This window comes from Pseudomonas gingeri (assembly GCF_013386115.1).
Lineage (GTDB): Bacteria > Pseudomonadota > Gammaproteobacteria > Pseudomonadales > Pseudomonadaceae > Aquipseudomonas > Aquipseudomonas gingeri.
This window is the reverse complement of record NZ_JACAOR010000001.1, coordinates 1061501-1081415: the sequence shown is the minus strand read 5'-3', so window position 1 is coordinate 1081415 and position 19915 is coordinate 1061501. Positions and strand designations below refer to the sequence as shown.

The 19915-nt window shown below is 63.0% G+C and carries 17 protein-coding genes; 8 read left to right on the top strand and 9 right to left on the bottom strand.

The features are described from left to right. Nucleotides 1–14: 14 nt before the first annotated feature. Complete coding sequence (locus HX881_RS04630) at nucleotides 15–716, bottom strand: 2OG-Fe(II) oxygenase (protein WP_177083109.1); 702 nt, start codon at nucleotides 714–716, stop codon at nucleotides 15–17. Between the two features lie 233 nt (nucleotides 717–949). Here HX881_RS04630 and HX881_RS04625 point away from each other — a divergent pair, with 233 nt between their 5' ends. Together HX881_RS04625 and HX881_RS04620 are read left to right on the top strand one after the other, a co-directional pair. Then, nucleotides 950–1468, top strand: a complete 519-nt coding sequence (locus HX881_RS04625) for an RICIN domain-containing protein (RefSeq protein WP_177083107.1) — start codon at nucleotides 950–952, stop codon at nucleotides 1466–1468. 140 nt (nucleotides 1469–1608) lie between these two features. After that, complete coding sequence (locus HX881_RS04620; protein ID WP_177083105.1) at nucleotides 1609–2208, top strand: flavin reductase family protein; 600 nt, start codon at nucleotides 1609–1611, stop codon at nucleotides 2206–2208. Between the two features lies 1 nt (nucleotide 2209). On the opposite strand, the gene HX881_RS04615 is transcribed toward HX881_RS04620, so the two are convergent. Then, the gene (locus HX881_RS04615; protein WP_177083103.1) at nucleotides 2210–2851 is read right to left on the bottom strand and encodes a LysE family transporter; all 642 of its coding nucleotides are present in this window, start codon (nucleotides 2849–2851) and stop codon (nucleotides 2210–2212) included. A 22-nt stretch (nucleotides 2852–2873) separates the two neighbouring features. Next, nucleotides 2874–3842, bottom strand: coding sequence for a transcriptional regulator FtrA (gene ftrA / locus HX881_RS04610; RefSeq protein WP_177083101.1), 969 nt, complete (start codon nucleotides 3840–3842; stop codon nucleotides 2874–2876). Between the two features lie 100 nt (nucleotides 3843–3942). Here ftrA and HX881_RS04605 point away from each other — a divergent pair, with 100 nt between their 5' ends. Next, nucleotides 3943–4377: a rhodanese-like domain-containing protein gene (locus tag HX881_RS04605; RefSeq protein WP_017126068.1), complete on the top strand. Its 435-nt coding sequence runs from the start codon at nucleotides 3943–3945 to the stop codon at nucleotides 4375–4377. A gap of 90 nt (nucleotides 4378–4467) precedes the next feature. Here HX881_RS04605 and HX881_RS04600 read toward each other — a convergent pair whose 3' ends face one another. From HX881_RS04600 to HX881_RS04590, 3 genes are read right to left on the bottom strand one after another with little or no spacing between them, the layout of a single operon-like run. Continuing rightward, nucleotides 4468–5889, bottom strand: a complete 1422-nt coding sequence (locus HX881_RS04600) for an efflux transporter outer membrane subunit (RefSeq protein WP_103032472.1) — start codon at nucleotides 5887–5889, stop codon at nucleotides 4468–4470. Then, entirely contained in the window at nucleotides 5873–7036 is a 1164-nt protein-coding gene (locus HX881_RS04595; protein ID WP_177083099.1) for an efflux RND transporter periplasmic adaptor subunit, read from the bottom strand. Before HX881_RS04595 ends, HX881_RS04600 begins: the two co-directional genes overlap by 17 nt. After that, nucleotides 7029–10247: an efflux RND transporter permease subunit gene (locus HX881_RS04590; protein ID WP_177083097.1), complete on the bottom strand. Its 3219-nt coding sequence runs from the start codon at nucleotides 10245–10247 to the stop codon at nucleotides 7029–7031. Before HX881_RS04590 ends, HX881_RS04595 begins: the two co-directional genes overlap by 8 nt. Before the next feature lie 220 nt (nucleotides 10248–10467). Here HX881_RS04590 and HX881_RS04585 point away from each other — a divergent pair, with 220 nt between their 5' ends. The 5 genes from HX881_RS04585 to HX881_RS04565 all read left to right on the top strand — a co-directional run bounded on the left by HX881_RS04585 (nucleotide 10468) and on the right by HX881_RS04565 (nucleotide 14148). Further along, a complete protein-coding gene (locus tag HX881_RS04585; RefSeq protein WP_017126066.1) occupies nucleotides 10468–10872 on the top strand; it encodes a PA0061/PA0062 family lipoprotein in 405 nt (134 codons plus the stop codon). A gap of 31 nt (nucleotides 10873–10903) precedes the next feature. Continuing rightward, on the top strand, nucleotides 10904–11314 hold the full coding sequence (locus HX881_RS04580) for a PA0061/PA0062 family lipoprotein (RefSeq protein WP_177083095.1): 411 nt from the start codon (nucleotides 10904–10906) through the stop codon (nucleotides 11312–11314). Between the two features lie 193 nt (nucleotides 11315–11507). Beyond that, nucleotides 11508–12992 carry a tyrosinase family protein gene (locus tag HX881_RS04575; RefSeq protein ID WP_158683231.1) on the top strand — a complete coding sequence of 495 codons (1485 nt, stop codon included), beginning with the start codon at nucleotides 11508–11510 and terminating at the stop codon, nucleotides 12990–12992. 56 nt (nucleotides 12993–13048) lie between these two features. Then, nucleotides 13049–13756 (top strand): copper chaperone, encoded by a 708-nt coding sequence (locus HX881_RS04570; protein ID WP_177083093.1) that lies wholly within the window; start codon nucleotides 13049–13051, stop codon nucleotides 13754–13756. A gap of 59 nt (nucleotides 13757–13815) precedes the next feature. After that, nucleotides 13816–14148, top strand: coding sequence for a YdcA family protein (locus HX881_RS04565; RefSeq protein WP_103032978.1), 333 nt, complete (start codon nucleotides 13816–13818; stop codon nucleotides 14146–14148). On the opposite strand, the gene HX881_RS04560 is transcribed toward HX881_RS04565, so the two are convergent. From HX881_RS04560 to HX881_RS04550, 3 genes are all read right to left on the bottom strand, one after another. Beyond that, nucleotides 14149–16164 (bottom strand): hypothetical protein, encoded by a 2016-nt coding sequence (locus HX881_RS04560; protein ID WP_017126061.1) that lies wholly within the window; start codon nucleotides 16162–16164, stop codon nucleotides 14149–14151. It lies immediately after the preceding gene. A gap of 153 nt (nucleotides 16165–16317) precedes the next feature. Continuing rightward, nucleotides 16318–18000, bottom strand: a complete 1683-nt coding sequence (locus tag HX881_RS04555; RefSeq protein ID WP_177083091.1) for an alpha-keto acid decarboxylase family protein — start codon at nucleotides 17998–18000, stop codon at nucleotides 16318–16320. Beyond that, nucleotides 17987–19744 carry a flavin monoamine oxidase family protein gene (locus HX881_RS04550; protein WP_017126058.1) on the bottom strand — a complete coding sequence of 586 codons (1758 nt, stop codon included), beginning with the start codon at nucleotides 19742–19744 and terminating at the stop codon, nucleotides 17987–17989. Before HX881_RS04550 ends, HX881_RS04555 begins: the two co-directional genes overlap by 14 nt. Nucleotides 19745–19915 lie beyond the last annotated feature (171 nt).

Here is a 19915-nt window from a genome sequence, read left to right as displayed (position 1 = left end):
TTGTGAGCAGGATGTCAGGTGGCGTCATGAAAGATGATGCCCAGGGTATGCCGTCGACCCGTGTGCACGCGGCTGACACCATGGCGCATGTTGACCCGATAGGAACCGCGACTGCCCTGCACCGGTCGTTGCGACACGGCAAAGATCAGTGCGTCGCCCTGTTTCAGCGGTGCCACCTGTGGGCGGCTCTGCATACGCGGACGTTGTTCGGTCAGGACGAACTCGCCGCCACTGAAGTCATCTCCCGGACGCGACAGCAGTATCGCCACCTGCAAGGGAAACACCTGCTCGCCATACAGGTCCTGATGCAGGCAGTTGTAGTCCCCGGCGTCATATTGCAGCAGTAGCGGTGTAGGACGTTGCTGGCCGGCTTCATGGCAATGCTGGAGCAGCGCCGGGTGGGTCACGGGAAAGATAGTGGCGACCTGCATGCGCTGGTTCCAGTCATTGGCGATCAGCGCCAGCGGCGGATAAAGCGCCGTGCGCAGTTGCTGCACGGGGTCCGGCAACGGGTAGGCGAAATACTGGTATTCACCCTGGCCGAAACCGTGGCGGGCCATGACTACCCGCGAACGAAATACCTCCTTGCGCGGGTAAAGGGCCGCCAGTTCCTGGCATTCTTCGGGACTGAGCAGGCTGGGCAGCAGCGCGTTGCCTTGCTGGTCCAGGTCGTCGCGGATCGCCTGCCAATCCAGGGCGCGTATTCGGCTGTGCATGATGAGGTGGCCTCGAACTGTCTGCGGAACCGGCAGTCTGGCGAGCTGACGGGGCGCGAACACTCCGACTCTTGCGGTCGAATTGGCAGGAGTGGGCCAGTTATAGGGAAAGATACTACGTGCTATTCGGAAACTGTCTATAAACCTGTCATTTCTGACAGTAGATCGACTTGTAACTCGTGACCAAGATATTCAGTAACTATCTCTCGGGCACAATAACAAGGAGCACTGTCATGCAAGATGAACATACCCCAGATGATCGTGAAAACCCTGAGCAGGCAATTCAGGGCGCCCCAGGGTCGCCTGTAAAAATCCAGCAGGGCGTCTACAAGATTTACACCCATTTAAGTGGCAGCAAGCTGGTTAGCATGTCTTTGAGCGGAAACGACCCGGATTCTCGTAATGTCAGGTTGTATCAGGATAGCAGCGCTGCGGAGTCCACCTGGAGTATCAGCCCCCTGAGCAACGATGCCTATTTGATGCGCAACGGAAAAATGCCTCAGTTGGCGATCCGCCAGGTCAGCGGAAATAATATATATGCTGAATATCAGGCATCCCCAATCAGTTTTTCTGCCTTTTATTGGTTTTTCAAGAATGCGGGTAATGGTTATATGTATATCGAAAATAGATCCTATGGCCATGTAATGGAGGTGAAAGGGTCGAATACGGCCGATAATACCGACATTATCGGCTGGCCCTATGCTGGAACGGCAAGCCAGAAGTTCAGGTTGGTAAAAATCGGAGATCTTTAACGTCATGTTGACGCTGTGGTGGTGACGCAGGGATATCGGCGCAAGATGAATGTCAGGGCGTCTGGATCGAGGGGGGCTGTGCTTCCCCGGCGCGCTCGCCTAGGATGCTCGCTCTGTACCCTTGCCAGGAATCCTCGTCCATGTCCGCCGCCCATCGTCTTGCCGTGCCGTTGTCCAAAGCCTACCGCCTGCTCAATCACGGCCCGACCGTACTGGTCAGCGCCGCCCACGACGGCCAGCGCAATATCATGGCGGCCGCCTGGGCCATGCCGCTGGATTTCGAGCCACCGAAGATCGCGGTGGTGGTCGACAAATCGACCTGGACCCGACGCCTGCTGGAAGCTTCGGGAACCTTCGTGGTGAACGTGCCCTGTGTCGCCCAGGCCGATATCGTTCAGACCGTGGGCACCACTTCCGGCCTTGAGCTGACCCAGAGTCACAGTCGCGACAAGTTCGATGCCTACGGCCTGGAAACCTTTACCGGCGAGAAAATCGCTGCACCGATGCTGGAGGGCTGCGTGGCCTGGCTGGAGTGCCGGTTGTTGCCGGAGCCACGCAACCATGAACAGTACGACCTGTTCCTCGCCGAAGTGATCGCGGCCCAGGCCGACTCACGGGTGTTCAGCGAGGGCCGTTGGCATTTCGAAGGGCATGACGCCTTGCGGACCTTGCACCACGTCGCCGGCGGACATTTCCTGAAGATCGGCGACGCGGTGGACGGCGAGTTGCTGCAATCCTGATTCAGCGATTGGCCATCAGGTGGGCGCCGAACAGCAGGTAGCAGGTGCCGGCGAAGCGGTCCAGACCCTTGCGGCAGCGACTGTAGAACGCCGACATACGCGTGCTGGCAAACACCAGGGCGACGCTGCAATACCAGCAGAAGGATAGGCTCGCCATGGTCGCGACGGCCATCGCCAGCAACGGCGCCGGGGGGGAGCTGGGCATGGTGGTGGCGAAGATCGTCGCGACGAACAGCGCCGACTTGGGGTTGGTCATGTTGCCCAGCAGACCGCGCATGTAGGCGTAACCCAGGCTGCGGCGCGGTTCGCCGAGGGTCGGTTGCTGCCCGGCCACGGTCGGTTGCCGGCGCAGGAACAGCTTCACGCCGAGATAGACCAGGTAAGCGCCGCCGGCGATCTTCAGGATCAGGTACAGGGCCGGCGCCGCGGTAAACAACGACTTGATACCCAGGCCACCGGCCAGCCCCCAGAGCACCGTGCCGGTGGCGACGCCAAGGGCACAGGCCACGCCATGCTTGCGCGAATTGCCGGCGGCGAGCTGGGCGGTGGTGAAGAAGTTCGGGCCGGGCGTCACCACGGCGACCGCCCAGAGCAGGGCGAGGGAAATCAGGGGGCCGGCATACATCAGGTGCTGGGTATCCATGGGGTAGGGATCTCGGTGCTGTTCAAGATTTTTGCGCCCGCCCGAAGCGTTCGCGATAAACCGATGGGGGCAGGCCCACCACGCTGCGAAAGGCCACGCGGAAACTCTCGACGGAGCGATAACCGCATCGCTCGGCGATACGATCGCTGCTTTCGTCGCCACTTTCCAGCAATTCCCGGGCCCTGGCCAGCCGTTCCTGCTGCAGCCAGGTCTTTGGGGTGATGCCAGTGGCTTCGCTGAAGCGGCGCAGGAAGGTGCGTTCGCTCATGGCCGCCTGGCTGGCGAGCTGGCGCACTTCCAGTGGTTCATGCAGACGTTCGCGGGCCCACTGCATGATCAACGACAGATCATTGCGCGGGGTCCGGCCGACCGGCGCGGGAATGAACTGCGCCTGGCCTCCGCTGCGCTGGGGCGACATCACCAGGCGCCGGGCCACGGTATTGGCCACCTGGGTGCCGAAATCCCGGGCCACCAGGTGCAGGCAGGCGTCGATACCGGCCGCGCTGCCGGCCGAGGTGATGACCTGCCCGGCATCGACGTAAAGCACGTCGGGATTCACTTCGATGGCGGGGAAGCGCTCGGAGAGCTCCTGCGTGTATCGCCAGTGGGTGGTCGCCTGGCGGCCATTCAACAACCCGGCGGCGGCCAGCACGAAGACCCCGGAACAGATCGAGACGATCCGCGTACCACGGGCATGGGCCCGTTGCAGGGCTTCGAGCAATGCGGCCGGCGGCGGCTCGCTGCGGCTGCGCCAGCCGGGCACGATCAGCGTGCGGGCATCTTCCAGCGTTTCCAGGCCGCCATCGGCGAGCACCTGGATGCCGCCCATGGCGCGCATCGGGCCGGGGTCGACACCGACGATCCGGTGCTCATACCAGGGGAAGTCGAACTCCGGACGCGGCAGGCCGAAGATCTCCACGGCGATACCGAATTCGAAGGTGCAGAGGCCATCGTAGGCCAGGATCGCAACCAGACCGGGGAAAACAGGCATTTGGCGGAAACTTACCAGTGAGTGTCTTGTCCGCCACTGTAGCGATAACACCGGGCTGGATAAAGTATTTCCACACCCACCGATTGAAAAGGTTCACACCATGACCAGCCTGGTTCGCAGTATCCCCGCGGCGCCTTCGGCGATTGCCCTGATGCATTTCAGCAGTCGCCTGACGTTCGAAACCGATTGCTCTGACGTACAGGCCAGCCAGCAAGGCGGCGAGGTCGATTTTGTCCTGGTGGATGTGCGCGGCGAAGCCGCCTTCGCCCGTGGGCATGTGCCGGGGGCGATCAATATCCCGCACCGGCTGATGACCGCCGGGTTCCTCGCGCACTACCCGAAAGGCACCTTGTTCGTGGTGTATTGCGCGGGGCCTCATTGTAACGGCGCCCAGCGTGCGGCGTTGAAGCTGGCCGCACTGGAGTATTCCGTGAAAGAGATGATCGGCGGGCTGACCGGTTGGCTGGACGAGGGCTTTGCCCTGGCGGGAGAGGCGCCGGCGCAACCCCGGGACGGGATTGCCTGCGCCTGTTGAGGTCGTGTGCAGGCAGGTCCCCAGGTGCTCTGCCGTGCACCCGGCCTGGGTGATGGGCGTTCCCACGCCGCGAACGTGGGAACGCTCAACTCAGGCGTCCGGTTGCCAGCCACCTCCCAGCGCCGCCATCAACCCCACGCTGGCCTGCAACTGCCGGGTCTGCAGGGCCTGCAACTGCCGCTGCGCCTGCAAGGCGGCGGTCTGCGCGGTGACCACGTCGAGGTAGTTCACGGCTCCGGCCTGGTAGCTGTTCATCGCCAGGGTCTGGGTATGCTGCGCGGCGTTCACGGCGGCCTGTTCATCCTGCGCCTCCTGTTGCAGGTCGCGCAGTTGCGCCAGGTTGTCCTCGACTTCCCGCACGGCCCGCAGCACATGGCTGCGGTACTGCGCCGAAGCTTCCTCGAACTCGGCCCTGGCCTGCTGTTCCTGGGCATCGAGCCGACCGCCGTCAAAGATCGGCAGGTTGACCAGCGGCCCCAGCGCCCAATAGCGATTGCCGGCCGAGAGCAGGTTGCCGACCCCCTGGGTCTGTCCGCCGAGCAGGCCGGTCAGGCTGAAGTCCGGGTACCAGGCTGCCTTGGCCACGCCGATCCCGGCGTTGGCGGCAAACACCCGGCGCTCGGCGGCGGCGATATCCGCACGGCGTTGCAGCAGGTTACTGGGCAAGGCAGCCGGCACTTTGGGAATCGCCAGGATCTGCACGGTCGGCGCCAGTTGGAAATCGCTCGCCGACTCACCCACCAATTCGGCAATCGCATGCTCGGCCAGGTTGCGCTGACCGCGCACTTCATCCAGCTGGGCCTCGGCCTCGGCCAGTTGGCTCTGGGCGCGGGTCAGGTCCAGTTCGGACGCGATCTTGCCTTCATACCGGTCACGGGTCAGTTGCAGGGCCTGGCTGTAGTCGTCCAGCGAACTGGAGAGAATCCGGCTCTGGGCATCCAGGCCGTTGAGCTGGATATACAAGGTCGCCAGTTGCTGTTGCAGGCTCAGTCGGGCCACCGCCAGGTCGTCGCCCGAAGCCTGGGCCTGGGCATCGCCGGCGGCGACCTGGTTGCGGATCCGGCCCCACAGGTCGAGGTCGAAGTTCAGGGCGAAACCCGCCGTGTTGCTGTTGTACACCGACGGCTGGGTACTGCCGCGCAGCGGTCGCGTGTCCGACTGTCGCTGGCGTTCGGGTTGCGCGCTGGCGGTGATCTGCGGGAACAGCCCGGCATGCAACTGGCTGGCGAAGGCCTGGGCGCCGTCATAGTGGGCGAGGGCGGCGGCGAGGTCCGGGTTGGCCTTGAGCAGCCGCTGTTGCAGGTCGTTCAGGTGCTCATCCTGGAACAGCAGCCACCATTGCCCGGACAACTGATTGCCGGGCCTGGCCAGGTGCCACGGGCCGTCGCTGGTCTGCTCGCGGTAGTGCTCCGGCAGGTCGATCCGTGGTGGCTTGTAGGTTGGCGCCAGCGAGCAGCCCTGCAAGCTGGCGATCAACAGCAGCCAGGCGCTGCGCTTAAGCCTTGGGGACATGCTGGCCTCCGGCGTCGGCAAGCTTGACCTGGTCGCCTTCGCGCAGCGCATCCGGCGGGTTGTCGATCACGGTATCGGCCGGCTTCAGCCCCTGGTCGATGACCAGGCGTTCACCGAGATCGAGGCCGATATGGATATCGCGCAGGTGCACATGCTGCTGCGTGTCCATGACCGCCACCTGGGTACCGGCGGATCGAAAGATCAGGGCGCTGGCGGGAATGCTCACCCCATGGGTGTCGGCGGGGATCGGGATGGTCGCTTCGGCGTAGTCGCCGGGCAGCAGGGCGTTGTCCGGGTTGTCGGCGACGAACTGTGCCAGCAGGGTGCCGGAGCGCGAATCGACGGCGGTCGAGTTGCCCACCAGGCGCGCGGTAAAAGTCTTGCCCGGATGCTCCGGCACGCTCAACCGCACCTGCAGGCCGGGACGGATCACGCTGGCGTAGTTCTGCGGGATCGGCACGTAGAGACGCAACTGGTGGGTGTCGGCGATATCGAACAGTTCCGGGTCGCTGTCACTGTCGGCCTTGATCAACTGGCCGATATCGGTGTTGCGCGCGGTAATGGTGCCGGCAAACGGCGCGCGGATGGTCTTGTAGGCCTCCAGCGCCGACAGTCGGGCGTAGTCGGCCTGGGCGGCTTCGGCATTGGCCTGGGCGGCCGCAGCGTTGGAGCTCTTCTCATCGGCTTCCTGTTGCGAGACCGAGTGGGTGCTCACCAGGTTTTTCCAACGGGTCGCGGTGGTTTGCGCCAGGCGCGCATTGGCCTGTTCCTGGAGCATATGGGCATGGGCCTGGGCGACCTGCTGGTCGAGGTCCGGGCTGTCGATCCGGGCCAGCACCTGGCCGGCCTGGACCTGGCTGCCGATATCGCTGTTCCACTCCTTCAGGTAACCGCTGACCCGTGCATGGATCGGTGCCTTGCTCCAGGCCTCGAGGTGGGCGGGCAGGCGCAGGGTGTCGCCGGCGGCGTTCTGCCTGGGCTGGAACACACTGACCAGGGGCACGGCGGCGGTTTCGGTCCAGGCGGTCACCGCCTGTTCATGGCGGGTTCGCGCGGCAATCCCGTTGGCCACCAGCAGGGCGGCCAGGGTCAGGCCGCCAACGCCCATGTAGAGCAGGCGTTTGCCTGAGGGTTTGCGATCAGTCATGGGTACTTTCTCCAGCAACGGCGCGAGTAGGGTGACGTCCGTGCACCAGGCTGAACACCACGGGGACGAACAATAGAGTGGCAGTGGTCGCCAGGATCAGACCGCCGATCACGGCGCGTCCGAGGGGGGCGTTCTGTTCTTCGGAAATGGCCAGCGGCAACATGCCGATGATCATCGCCAGGGCGGTCATGCACACCGGGCGGAAACGGGTATAGCCGGCTTCCAGCGCGGCCTTGAGGGCATCGCCGTGCTCGGCCAGGCGTTCGCGACAGAAACTCACCACCAGGATCGAGTTGGCGGTGGCCACGCCCATGCACAGGATGGCCCCGGTCAATGCCGGGACCGACAGCGAGGTGCCGCTGAGGAACAGCATCCAGACAATCCCGGCCAGGGCCGCGGGCAGGGCGGTGATGATCACGAACGGGTCGACCCAGGACTGGAAGTTGACCACGATCAGCAGGTAGATCAGCACCACGGCACCGAGCAGGCCGAAGCTCAGGCCACTGAAGGCTTCATGCAGGGCGTCGATCTGGCCATGCAGGCTGACAATCGCGCCCTTGGGCCGGAGCGACGAGGCATCGTCGAGGATCTTCTGGATGTCATGGGCCACCGAACCGAGGTCGCGGCCCTGGACGCTGGCGTAGATATCCAGGGTCGGCTGGATGTTGTAGTGGGTGACCACCGCCGGGCTCTGCACCCGGCTGATGGTTGCCAGGCCGCCGAGGATCTGCGACTGGCCGTTACTGCCGGTGACCGGCAAGGCTTCCAGCGACGGCAGGCTGTCGAGACGGTATTGCGGGGTGGCCGCGACCACGCCGTAGGACACGCCGTTGGCCGGGTTGAGCCAGAAGGTCGGCGCTACCTGGGAACTGCCGGCCAGGGAGGCGACCATGCTGTTGGTCACGTCACGCTCGGTGATGCCCAGGCCCTTGGCGCGCATCCGGTCGACCTTGACCTGCAACGATGGATAACCCACCGACTGCTGGATTCGCAGGTCGGCGATGCCCGGCACATGTTGCAGGCGTCGTTGCAGTTCGAGGGCGAACACGCGGTTCTCCTCGGCACTGCGTCCGGAGATCTTCACATCCAGCGGCGCCGGGGCACCGAAGTTGAGGATCTGGCTGCTGATGTCTGCCGGGAGGAAGGCGAAGTGGCTGCCGGGGAAGCTTTCCGGCAGGGCGCTGCGCAGTTTCTTCACGTAGTCGGCGGTCGGCTGGTGGTCCGCCTTGAGGGTGACCTGGATATCGCCGTCCTGCGGGCCGATGGTGCCGCTGCTGCTATAGGCCATGTCGATGCCGCTCAGCGGGATACCGATGTTGTCGACGATATTGTCCAGTTCCTCGGCGGGAATGATCTCGCGGATGCGTGCTTCGATGCGGTCGAAGGCCGCCGCGCTTTCCTCGATCCGCGTGCCCAGCGGCAGGCGCACATGCAAGGCCAGGGCGCCGGCGTCGGTGGCCGGGAAGAAGTCCTGGCCCAGGCTCGGCAACAAGGCGAAGGACGCCAGCACGCAGGCCAGGAAACCCAGCAGGAAACGTTTGCGGCAGCCCAGGGCGAGGGTCAGCAGGCCATGATAGACGTCCCGCACGCTGGAGAAGCCGCGTTCGAAACCCTGCTGGAAATTCAATACGCCCTGCAGCAGCGCATTGCGTGGGCGGGCGTGCTGCTCGCCTTCGTGATGGTTGATGAATTCATCCTCGGGATGATGGCCGGCACCGCCTTCGACGACATGGGGCTTGAGCAGGAACATCGCCAGGGTCGGGACCAGGGTCCGCGAGAGGATGAAAGAGGAGGCCATGGCGAAGATCACCGCCAGGGCCATCGGCCGGAACAGGAAGCCGGCAATGCCCTGGAGCATGAACATCGGCACGAACACGATGCAGATACACAGCAGCGAGACAAAGGCCGGGCCGACGATCTGCCTGGCGCCGTCGAGGATCGCGTCCTTCACCGCCTTGCCTTGTTCCAGGTGCCAGTTGATGTTCTCGATAGTTACCGTGGCATCGTCCACCAGGATCCCCACCGCCAGCGCCAGCCCGCCCAGGGTCATGACGTTGAGGGTCTGGCCGGTGGCCGCGAGCAGGGCGATGGCCGAGAGCACCGCGAGGGGAATCGAGGCGGCGATGATCAGGGTCGAGCGCCAGCTGCCGAGGAACAGCAGGATCATCGCACTGGTCAGCAGGGCGGCGATGATCCCTTCGCGGGCGACGCTACCCACCGACTGCTTGACGAACACCGAGGCGTCGCCCAGCAGCGAGGTCTTGAGTTCCGGCGGCAGGGTTTCGTTGATCAGCGGCAGCATGTTGCGGATGCCGTCGACGATCGACAGGGTGGAGATATTGCCGTTCTTCATCGCCGGCATCAGTACCGCGCGGCGACCATCGACCCGCACGATATTGGTCTGCGGCGGCGAGCCGTCACGCACGTGGGCGACCTGGCCGATGGTGATCAGGGCGCCGTCGACGGTCTTGATCGGCAGGTCGTTGAGTTCCTCGATGACTTTCGGGCTGTTGTTCAGCAGCACCGTGTATTCGTAGGGGCCGAGTTTGGCGGTGCCCACCGGAATGATCTGGTTCTGCGCGGCCAGGGCATTGCCCACGTCCTGGGCCGACAGACCCTTGGCGGCCAGCGCCTGGGGATCGAGGTCAAGGGTGATCTGGCGTTGCTTGCCGCCCATCGGCGTGGGGATCGCCAGGCCGGGAACGGCGGTCAGCGGCAGGCGGATGTTGTTCTGTACCAGGTCGCGGATCTTCGCTTCCGACAGGGTCGGGCTGGAAAACGCCATCTGCAGGATCGGCACCGTCGAGGCGCTGTAGTTGAGGATCAGCGGCGGGGTGATACCCGGTGGCATCTGTTTCAGCACGGTCTGCGAGACCGCCGTCACCTGGGCGTTGGCGGTGCGGATGTCCACTCCCGGTTGAAAGAAGATCTTGACGATGCCCATGCCGGGCAGCGATTGCGACTCGATATGTTCGATGTCGTTGACCGTGGTGCTCAGGGAGCGTTCGTAGGTGTAGATCACCCGGCCGGCCATGTCCTCGGGGGACAGGCCGTTGTACTGCCAGACCACCGCGACCACCGGGATGCCGATGTCGGGAAACACGTCGGTGGGGGTACGCAGGGCCGCCAGTGGCCCGATGATGCAGATGAAAATCGCCAACACGATAAATGTGTACGGCTTGAGCAATGCGGTCTTTACCAGCCCGAGCATGCGTTGAACCTCCGGAGAGTGGAATTGCAGACCCCGGCAGTCTTGCCGCTGGAACTTAACGTTTGGCTTTCACCAACATGAAGGATCTTTTAGATAAGGACTGAAATTCCCTTCATCTCTATTCACTTGTTCAAAACGCTCTGCCTCGCCACTCTTGACCTCGATTCGACGGCCGGTCCGTCCACGAAAACAACAGATCAATGTGAGAGGAATTCATACGATGACACTTAAGCCGCTGATGCTGATCCCGACCCTCGGCCTGGTTTGCCTGCTGTCCGCCTGCGCCGGTCCCGTTCCCAAGGCCGACCCGAGCCAGGCCTGGATCGGCCTGCAGGGCGAGTCCAGCGACGACTTGCTGGCCGAGCGTGTGGATGGCAAGCGTGTGGATGATGGCCGCTACTTCGAAGTGACACCGGGCAAGCACAACCTGGAAGTGACCCTGATCCAGGGCGCCAACGGTGACGACGACCAGCCCGAGTGTTCCGGGCATGTGGTGTACGACCAGTTCAAGGCGGGTCGGCAGTACCACCTGGTGGAGTCGGGCTCGGGCACCGATGTCGGCGCGGTGCTGATGAATGACCACGGCAAGCAAGTGGCCGAGTCCCATCTCTTCTCCTGTATCTGAGCAACGAATTTTCCATTCGAGGTAATGCGTCATGACACTCAAACCCCTGATGTTGCTGCCAACCCTGGGTCTGGCTTTTCTCCTGTCGGCCTGTGCCGGCCCCATGCCCAAGGCCGATCCGAACCAGGCCTGGATCGGGCTGCAGCAGGAGACACCGAATGATCTGCTGGCGGAAAAGGTCGATGGCAAGTCGATCGATGACGGGCGCTTTTTCGAGGTGAGCCCGGGGGCGCACAAGCTCGATGTGATGCTGGTGGAAATCCCCACGGGCGACGCCAACCAGGAAGACTGCTCGGGGCAGGTGTCCTATGACCAGTTCAAGGCCGGTGAGCACTACAGACTGGTGGAATCAAGCCTGGGCCAGGAAGTCAGCGCACGGCTGATGGATTCCCATGGCAAGGAAGTGGCGGACACCGGCGACTTCCAGTGCATGCCGGGCTGAGGTCGTCGGGCGCCTGATGTGCCGCGGGGACCGCCGGTCTGGTTCATGGGCGCGCTCAAGGCAGATTGACATCACCTGATCTACTGTTGCTCTCGGGCCAGCCAGTCCCCGGCCCGATGGAGGTTCAGGGAGATCGATCATGGCACATGTACGTCGCGATGTATGGAAGCTGGAGCCGGGCTGGAACGACACCTTGTTGTGGTATGCCCGTGCGGTTGAAGCACTGCGTAAAAAACCGATCACCGATCCTGCCAGCTGGCTGTTCCTGGCGGCGATACATGGCATTACCCGGCCGCTCTGGGAAAATGCCGGTTATGTAACCGCGCAGACGCCGTTTCCGCCGCCAGCGCAGCAGAAGCTCTACTGGAACCAGTGCCAGCATCAGAACTGGTACTTCTTTCCCTGGCACCGAGGGTACCTCGGTGCGTTCGAGCAGATCGTGCGCGCCACTATCGTCGATCTCGGAGGCCCGCCAGGCTGGTCGCTACCTTACTGGAACTACAACGGCAGTACCCAGGCACAGGAGTTGCCGAAGTGCTTTGCACAGCAGAACTGGCCGGACGGTGCGCATAACCCGTTGTATGTCGAGCGTCGTTATGGGTTGAACAAGACCCCGATTGTCATCCCTGCGCAGTACATCCGGCTGAAAGCACTGCGCGATCACACCTTTGCCGGCTCTGAAACCGGCGTTCCTCCCGGTTTTGGTGGGCCGGAATCGCTCTTTATCCAGCATGGCGTCGCCAACGGACTGCTCGAGTCCGAGCCCCATAACAACGTCCACGGTGTCGTGGGCGGCAGTTCAGGCAAAACCAGTGGTTTGATGAGCAATCCCAATACCGCGGCGCTGGACCCGATTTTCTGGTTGCACCACGCCAATATCGATCGTCTCTGGGAGGTCTGGCTCAAAGCCTATGGCGGTAATCACAACCCCCCGAATCCGGACTGGGTGGACGGTCCCCTGGATGCCGGACCACCGTTCATCATGCCGCAGGCCGGTGGTGCCGCGCCCTGGAAATACAAAGTGCGCGATGTATTGGATACACGTGTGCCCAAGTTGGACTACACCTATGAAGACACGACCGCGCCGCAGGATAAACACCCCCTGCTCCAGCGCCGTCTGTTGAATCTTGGAGCCATAATCGCAGCGCCGATCCCGGAGGTGCTGATGACCCGTGATACCGATGTCGAACTGATCGGTGCCAATTCCTCGGTGCTCAACCTCTCGGGCGGCAGCGTCGACACCTCCGTGCACCTGGACAAACCAGGCTCGCAGAAAGTGCTGAACAGCCTGAGATCGGTCGCGAATTTTTCCCTGGCGGTTCCGACGTTGCCGGATCGGGTGTTCCTGAACCTGGAGCATATCCGCGGCAACAAGGATTCGGCGCTGTTTGAGGTCTACGTCAATCTCGCTCCGGAGGCCGTTCCCGACGAGCATCCGGAGTTGCATGTCGGGACGATCTCGCTCTTCGGTGTCGAGCAGGCCAGCCAGGCCGATGGTCACCATGCTGGCAATGGTGTCAGCCAGGTATTGGATATCACTGAAGTGGTGGATGCCCTGCATCTCGGCGGAATCCAGGACCTGAGCAAGCTGAATGTACGTTTTGTGCCCGTCACGCCTGTCGGTCCCGACGACAAGATCACGATCGGTCGAGTGAGTCTCTACCGTCAAGGCGATTGAGCATGGGACGGTATCTGCTGCTTTTCCTGACCCGGGGCAGCCGGCCGTGGCTGATAGTGATCAGCCTGGCCGGTTGGGGCTGGCTGGTGGGGGGCGTACAGAGGCTTTCGGTCCCGGCGTTCTGCGGGACCTGGCCTACCCTGGGTTATGCAGCAAGCTGGCAAGGTATTGAACAGGCGCTGCTGTTCAACCCGCCAGGGCAACTGCTGGGCGGCTGGAGCCTGATGCTGGTGGCGATGATGCCCTTGTTGATGGTGCATCCGCTGGAGTATCTATGGCGGACCAGTCTGTCGAGAAAGCGCTGGCAGGCGCTGGGCCTGTTCGTGATCGGTTTCGGCAGCGTCTGGGTCCTGGCGGGGGTGGGGCTGTTGAGCCTGGTGGTGAGCGTGCGGGTGCTGCTGGGTATCGAGCCCTCAGGCGTTTTTCTGCTTGGTTTGTCGATCTGCCTGTTATGGCAGGCCTCTCCCGTCAAGCAGCACAGCCTGAATCGTTGCCATCATCAACCCCGCATTTCGGCCTTCGGTTTTGGTTTCGTCACGGACTGCCTGAGGTTCGGAGTTGTCAGTGGTGTCTGGTGTGTGAGTTCGTGCTGGGCGTTGATGCTGCTGCCGATGTTGATGGAACAAGGGCATCTGGTCTTGATGGCGTTCGTCATGGTCTGGATGCTGCTGGAGCGTTTCCTGAGAAATCGACCTCCACACTGGCGCTGGCCTTTTCTGGCCGAGATCGATGCGTTGAGGGCGCGAGCGTTGAAGCAGAGATGATATCGTAAGGCCATCTATTGCACGGATGCGCCGCCATGAACTGTCCTTCTCGTTCCCGAATGTTTTCCCGACTGCGTCACCTGACCCTGGTAGCGCTGCTGCTGGGCAGCAGCGCCGTGCTGGCCGCCAATACACCCTGTTCCGGCAGCAAGGGCGGGATCGCCGGGTGCGATGGCGAGACCTTCCTGTGCAATGACGGCTCGATCAGTGGCTCGAAGAAGAACTGCTCGGCGGTGCTGGGTATCCGCGAGGACGCCCGGCCGGCGCGCCCGCAGGGCTTGCTGCAGGGCGCCGAGGGTTGCCAGTGTGGCAGCGGCAGTTACTGCACCGGGCCCCGGGGTGGGGTCTATTGCCTGACGCCCGGTGGCAGTAAAAGCTACAAGCGCAAATAGTCAGTAGGGCGCGGCACTGATGGTCGCGTTGCGCCAGGCGGTCTGCAGTTGTTCATTCAGCAGGGGCGGAACGCTTTTCCCCGGCTGCTTCTCCAGGCTGAGTTTCAAGCCATTGAGCGAACGACCGCTGAGACGATTGCCCGCCAGGTCCTCGCGGAACACCCGCTCCGCGTCGGCATACTGGCCCTGGTCGAGCAATGCGTAGCCGAGGGATTCACGCAGGGTGTAGTACCAGTCCGGTGGCTCGTTGTAGCTGAGGTTGTCCTGGATCTCGACGGCCTTGCGCCAGGCGTCGATCACCTGGGCCTTGTTGTCCCCCTGCAGGGCCTTGAGGTCGGTGAGCAGCGCCTGTGGCGAATCCTTGGTGAACACTTGCACGGCGGCCTCCTTGAGCGCCATCAGGTCCAGCTTGCCCTGGCTGCTGTCCTGGGCCTTGTTCAGAAGGATCAGGTCGGCAATGCGAAACAGCTCGATGGCCTTGTTGCTGCCGTAGTTCAAGTCCGGGGTGTCCTTGAGGCTGGCATTGACCGCCTGCCAGTAACCCTTGAGCGCGTCGCGCGCGGCGGCGGTGTCGAGCCCCGGCTTCGCCACTTGCCGATAGGCTTCGGCATAGGCGGCCATGGCCTGGGTGTAGGGATTGGTCAAGGCTTTCCAGGACGTCTTGCTGTCCTTGTTGGCCGCGGTACAGGTGTCGTTGATGGTCTGCAGGCCGGCCTTGATCTTCGGCTCGATACGCTGCAGCGTGTCCCAGTCCTGGAAGCGCACGGCGAAGTAATAGGGCACCGCATAGAAGTAGTCGGACTTGACGCGGATCTCATCGGGATACTGTTTGCAGAGGAAATCCAGCGCCGCGTAGCGGGTGGTGTTTTCCACCAGTTCCTCGGCCATGTTCATGGCTTCGTTCTGCCGGCCTTCGATGGACAGGGTCCAGACCAGGAAGTGGATGTTGTGCCCCAGGTAATGCAGCGGGTAGGGGCTCTGCGGGTTGACCTGGTGGGTGTAGGCACGGTCCACCGAGACCGCGGTGTAGTTGGCGACGCTGGCCAGGGCATTGTTGCCGGTGCGCTGGTAGATGTGCGAGGCCATGTGCACCAGGTGGCCGATCGCCGGGTTCTGGTCGCGGAAGCGGTCGGCCATGGGCAGGCCGCTGGTGGGGAAGGGCGACTCTTCTATGGCATGGATATAGAAGTGGTTGGCGCCGGTATGGAACTGGTCCTGCACCAGTACCCGGTTGAGCACCTGCAAGGCCTCGTAGGCCGCGGGAGTGGGACGCACTTCATCGGAGATCGCTTCGGCGCCTTGCCACCATTTCCACGGGGTGAGGTTGAGCAGGGCGTCGGCATACAGCGTGGCGGCGTCGAGATCGTCGAAATAGGTCTGCGACAGGTTTTTCATGGCGTCGGCATAGCGCTGGTTGCCTTCCTTGCTCAGGAATACCTTGCCGTCCCTGGCCGTGTACAGGGTCAGGAAGGCATCGGCGTAGTCGACCTCGCGCTGCAATTGCCGGTCGCTGAAACGCTCTTTGCCGGCCGGGTCCTTGAGGCGGGCCCTGGCGTTGTCCCGGGCGATCTGCGCCGAGCGATAGGCCAGGCGATCGCAGCCGGTGGTGGCATCGCTGTTGATATTGGAGTTGGCCGACAAGGCGATCCCCCAGTAGGGCATCGCCGCGCCTTCGTCGAAGCGACTGGCCTGGTAGAAGGCCCGAATGGCTTCGGAAAAGTTGAAACCATATTGCAAGGCAATGCCCTGGCTGTAGAACGCCTCGACCTGGTCGGCGTCCTTGAAGCTGACCAACGGATAACGGGTGCCGCCCAGGCCCGAGAGCAGGTGATCCTTGGCGGTGTCCTGCTCGCTGACACACTCGTGCAGCACATCGAGGTAGGGTTCGTCCGGCGTCGCCGGGATGAAGCTTTTCGGTTCTGCGGGGGCCTCATGACCCAGGGTGTGGGCCTGGGCCGTGCCGGCCAGCAGGAGCAGGGCCATCAGTGGCGGGTGGATCAGGTTGCGGACGTCCATGCAGCAATTACTCCGAACGGGGTGTCAGTTGTGTATGCAGAGGGTTGCCGGCTTCTTCGCTGGCAAGCCAGTTCCCACCAGTGCCCGGTTATACGGGCTCGGACACTGTGGGAGCGGGCTTGCCCGCGAAAGGGCCCGCAAGGTGGACACTGTCTAACCGGCCAGACGGGCAATCTGCGGCGCCAGGTCCTTCTGTGGAATGACCACCTGTACCAGCACGGTCTTGCGGTTGTCGAGCAGCTTCGGCAACAACTCGTCCAGCTCGCCCTGGGTCGAGACCCGATGGCCCTCGGCGCCGAATCCCTTGGCCAGCGCCAGGTAGTCCCAGGTCGGCAGGATATCGAACGGAGCGAACTCTCCGTCCTCCTTGAACGCATCGATATCCACGAATGCCTGCTCGATGGCATAGACCTCGTTGCTCATGACAAACACCACGGCATTCACCCGGTTGCGCACCAGGGTCGAGAGCGACTGGCACATCATCATGAAGCCGCCGTCACCGGCCACAACGAACGGCCGGCGGCCGCTGCCCATGGCCACGCCCAGCGCACAACCGGTCTCATGGCCGAGGGAGCCCCAGATCGCATCGGCGACAAAGCTGTCCCGGGGCATGTCCATCAGGTTGCTGGCGGCATAGAGCGACGAACTCTCGCCGAGGATCAGGCTGCCGTTTTTCCACCAGCCATGGGCACGGGCGAAGCCGTCCAGGGTTTCGAGAAAGCGCGTGTAGCCCAGCAGCGGGTCGTCGCCGTGGGCGGCTTTCAACAAGGACGGCACGGGCTCACGGAGCACGGGTGGTTGCGGGAACTCGTCATCCAGGCCCAGGGCCCGGGTCAGGGCCGTCAGGTACTGGGGCAGCGGCACATGGGGGTAGTACTGCAAGCCGGTACGGGCCAATTGGGTATTGACCAGCGTGATCTTGTCGAACTTGTTGTCCAGCAGTTGCAGGTAGTCGTCGGTGAAAATCACCCCCAGGGCGAGGATGCAGTCGGTCTGCTCCATCAGGGCCTGGGTCTGCGGCAGTGACGCCGTGCCGGCATAGGTGCCGATAAATTGCGGATGGCTTTCGTCGAGAACGGTCTTGGCTTCCAGCGACGTGGTAAACGGCAGGCCGCTGGCTTCGATCAGGTGCAGGGCCTGTTGCTGCAGACCGAAGCGAGCGATCTCGATGCCGAGCATGATGATCGGTTTGCCGGCTGCCCTCAGGCGTTCCACCGAGGTTTCCACGGCGGCTTTCAGGGACGTCTCGTTGCACCGCGTCGGTAGCGGCAGCAGGCTGCCGACCGGGCGCTCGCAACAGCCGCCCCAGACATCCTGCCAGGCTTCCAGGTAGACCGGCCGCCGCTCGCTGATGGCGGCGACCAGGGCCTTGTCGATCAGGGCCGGGGCGGTCTTTCTGTCACTGAGCAACTCGCAGGCGACGGTGATGTTTTCAAAGACCTTGCGCCCCACCTCGAGATCACCGGTGGAGTGATGGAACAGGACATCCTCGGACCAGATCCGCTGGCGATTCTTCGCATTGGGGCTGGCGCTGATCACCACCACCGGGTTGCGTTCCACATAGGCGCCGGCAATGGCGTTCACGGCACTGAACGTGCCGACGCCATACTGCAGCGAAACTGCGCCAATCCCCGTGTAGCGGGCATAGCCATCGGCGGCATAGGCGGCGCTCATTTCATTGATTTCGCCCACGGGGTGGATATCCGGATCGCGCTCCAGGGCATCCATGAACTTCGAGACATAGTCGCCCGGCACCTGGAAGACCTTGTCCACCCCCAGTTCCTTGAGGCGGGCCAGCAGGTAGTCGGCGACGCTGAAATCATCAGTCTTTTCCATGATCGATCCCCTTGTACGCGAACTCGGTCACGTCATTGAGCGTCTTCGCGCAATCCTTGCAGGGCGGACGATGGTCCGGGTCGAGGTTGCAGCCATCGGGTGTCGGCACCGGCAGCAGGGCATAGTCCTTGGGCAGCCAGGCCGGACGCTTGAGACCGAAGAAATCCTGCAGCGTCGATTCGGCCACGGTGACCGCGCCTTCGACCCAGCCCTGGCCAATGGAATAGGCTTCGCCGACGATATAGATCTGCTGTTGTTCCACCGGGTGGCGCATGCGGCAGATGATCCGGTCGATCCGGTAGTTGGCCTTCCACTCGTGCCAGCCGCCGCCATACGGATCGCTGTCCCAGGCGTGGTAGACCGCCGAATAGGGCCGCGGCAGCTCGACCTGGTCGTGGACCTGGGTCACCTGCATCTGCGCGACGCGGACCATTTCGTCGCTGACCGGGAACTGGGTCCTGGGCACCACGGGTTCGGCCTTGAGCTTGCCGGCCAGGCTGGCCGGAGTGAAGCCGACAAAGGGGGCGCCATCCTCCAGGCCTTTCCAGAACGGTACGGTCCCGATGTCGTTGTAGGAGGCCATCAGCAGCGAGTTGAGCGTGTGTTCGCCGCCTTTCTGCTCGCACTCGGTGCCCATGTAATAGATCTGCCGCACCGGCAGGTCGGTGACCGAACGCCCGGCCACCAGGCCGAGGGCGCGCCACCAGGGTTGTTCGTAGGCCAGGAACAGCTTGAAGGCCGATTGCACCAGCACCGAGCCGAGGTTTTCCTTGAGCCACGGGTCGCTGAAGAACGGCGAGTCGATCAACTCCAGTGCGCGGCGCGGCATGGCGAGGATGATTTTCTTCGCCTTGACCACCTGGCCGCCGCTGCTGTCGCGAGTGGCACCGTCGACGCTGACGGTGTTCTGGAAATGCAGGCGATAGGGGAATTCGGCGTCCTTGGCGTAGAGGATACTGGCCAGGCGCTGGTTCATCTGCACCCGCTGCTGGCCCGGCAGCTTGCCCGGCAGTTTGGCGAACTTGGCAGCGAGGGTCAGCGGCAGGCTCTGGAAACCCTTGGTCAGGGTCAGGAACTCGGTGGTGTCGCTGTATTCGGTGGCCGGCAACTGGGTCACGGCGCTGGCGTTGGCGACGTTGGCGTCATAGCCGCCGGCGTCCTTCATGAACTGGTAGCCCTCGTTGCTCATCACCCGGTACAGCAGGTCCCAGAAGCCGTACTTCCAGATCTCCTTGCCGAACACCTTGACCTGCATCTGCTGGCACAGGCTGAGCTTGTCGAAACCGGGATAGACGTAGTTCATCACCTTGACCTGCAGGTCCTCGGGGCAGAAGCCGCGCTCCGACCAGGCCAGGTCATAGGGGATTTTTTCCGGCGCCTCGACGAAGTCGCGGTAACGGAAACGCTTGCCCCGCAGGTAGAACAGGTTGTTCTTCGAATACACCGGCTTGGGCGCGCCCATGGGGAAGTCCTGGCTTGGCAGCTTGAGGTGCTTGACCAGGTTGTCCACCAGTACGTGGCCGTCCTTGCCGGGGATGTAACGCATGCCGCCGACCTCGGCGACCACGTTCGGCAGGCCCGGTAGATTGATGCTGAAGAGCCGGCCGCCGATGCGGTCGCTGTATTCGAACAGGGCAATGTCCTGCGTATCGCCATGGGTCTGTTGCAGACGCCAGGCGCTGTAGGTGCCTGACACTCCGCCGCCGATCACGGCAACGTCCAGTTCCAGTTCTTGCGACTTCATGACGAACTCCATTTCGGGAAGGAGAGGGACCGCGTTTTCCGGTCGCGACCTAGTATCGTCGAGTTTTGGCGGAATGCCAGTTTGCCATCATCGGGGTTTCGAGGCGGCGGGTCACCTGTCCGTCGATGGACGAAAAAAGGCTGGGAGAGAGAGGGGAATCAGGTCCTTTCG

Coding starts and splice junctions, on each gene's coding strand:
- HX881_RS04630 (WP_177083109.1), bottom strand. CDS start 716: ATGCACAGCCGAATACGCGCCCTGGATTGGCAGGCGATCCGCGACGAC.
- HX881_RS04625 (WP_177083107.1), top strand. CDS start 950: ATGCAAGATGAACATACCCCAGATGATCGTGAAAACCCTGAGCAGGCA.
- HX881_RS04620 (WP_177083105.1), top strand. CDS start 1,609: ATGTCCGCCGCCCATCGTCTTGCCGTGCCGTTGTCCAAAGCCTACCGC.
- HX881_RS04615 (WP_177083103.1), bottom strand. CDS start 2,851: ATGGATACCCAGCACCTGATGTATGCCGGCCCCCTGATTTCCCTCGCC.
- ftrA (WP_177083101.1), bottom strand. CDS start 3,842: ATGCCTGTTTTCCCCGGTCTGGTTGCGATCCTGGCCTACGATGGCCTC.
- HX881_RS04605 (WP_017126068.1), top strand. CDS start 3,943: ATGACCAGCCTGGTTCGCAGTATCCCCGCGGCGCCTTCGGCGATTGCC.
- HX881_RS04600 (WP_103032472.1), bottom strand. CDS start 5,889: ATGTCCCCAAGGCTTAAGCGCAGCGCCTGGCTGCTGTTGATCGCCAGC.
- HX881_RS04595 (WP_177083099.1), bottom strand. CDS start 7,036: ATGACTGATCGCAAACCCTCAGGCAAACGCCTGCTCTACATGGGCGTT.
- HX881_RS04590 (WP_177083097.1), bottom strand. CDS start 10,247: ATGCTCGGGCTGGTAAAGACCGCATTGCTCAAGCCGTACACATTTATC.
- HX881_RS04585 (WP_017126066.1), top strand. CDS start 10,468: ATGACACTTAAGCCGCTGATGCTGATCCCGACCCTCGGCCTGGTTTGC.
- HX881_RS04580 (WP_177083095.1), top strand. CDS start 10,904: ATGACACTCAAACCCCTGATGTTGCTGCCAACCCTGGGTCTGGCTTTT.
- HX881_RS04565 (WP_103032978.1), top strand. CDS start 13,816: ATGTTTTCCCGACTGCGTCACCTGACCCTGGTAGCGCTGCTGCTGGGC.
- HX881_RS04560 (WP_017126061.1), bottom strand. CDS start 16,164: ATGGACGTCCGCAACCTGATCCACCCGCCACTGATGGCCCTGCTCCTG.
- HX881_RS04555 (WP_177083091.1), bottom strand. CDS start 18,000: ATGGAAAAGACTGATGATTTCAGCGTCGCCGACTACCTGCTGGCCCGC.
- HX881_RS04550 (WP_017126058.1), bottom strand. CDS start 19,744: ATGAAGTCGCAAGAACTGGAACTGGACGTTGCCGTGATCGGCGGCGGA.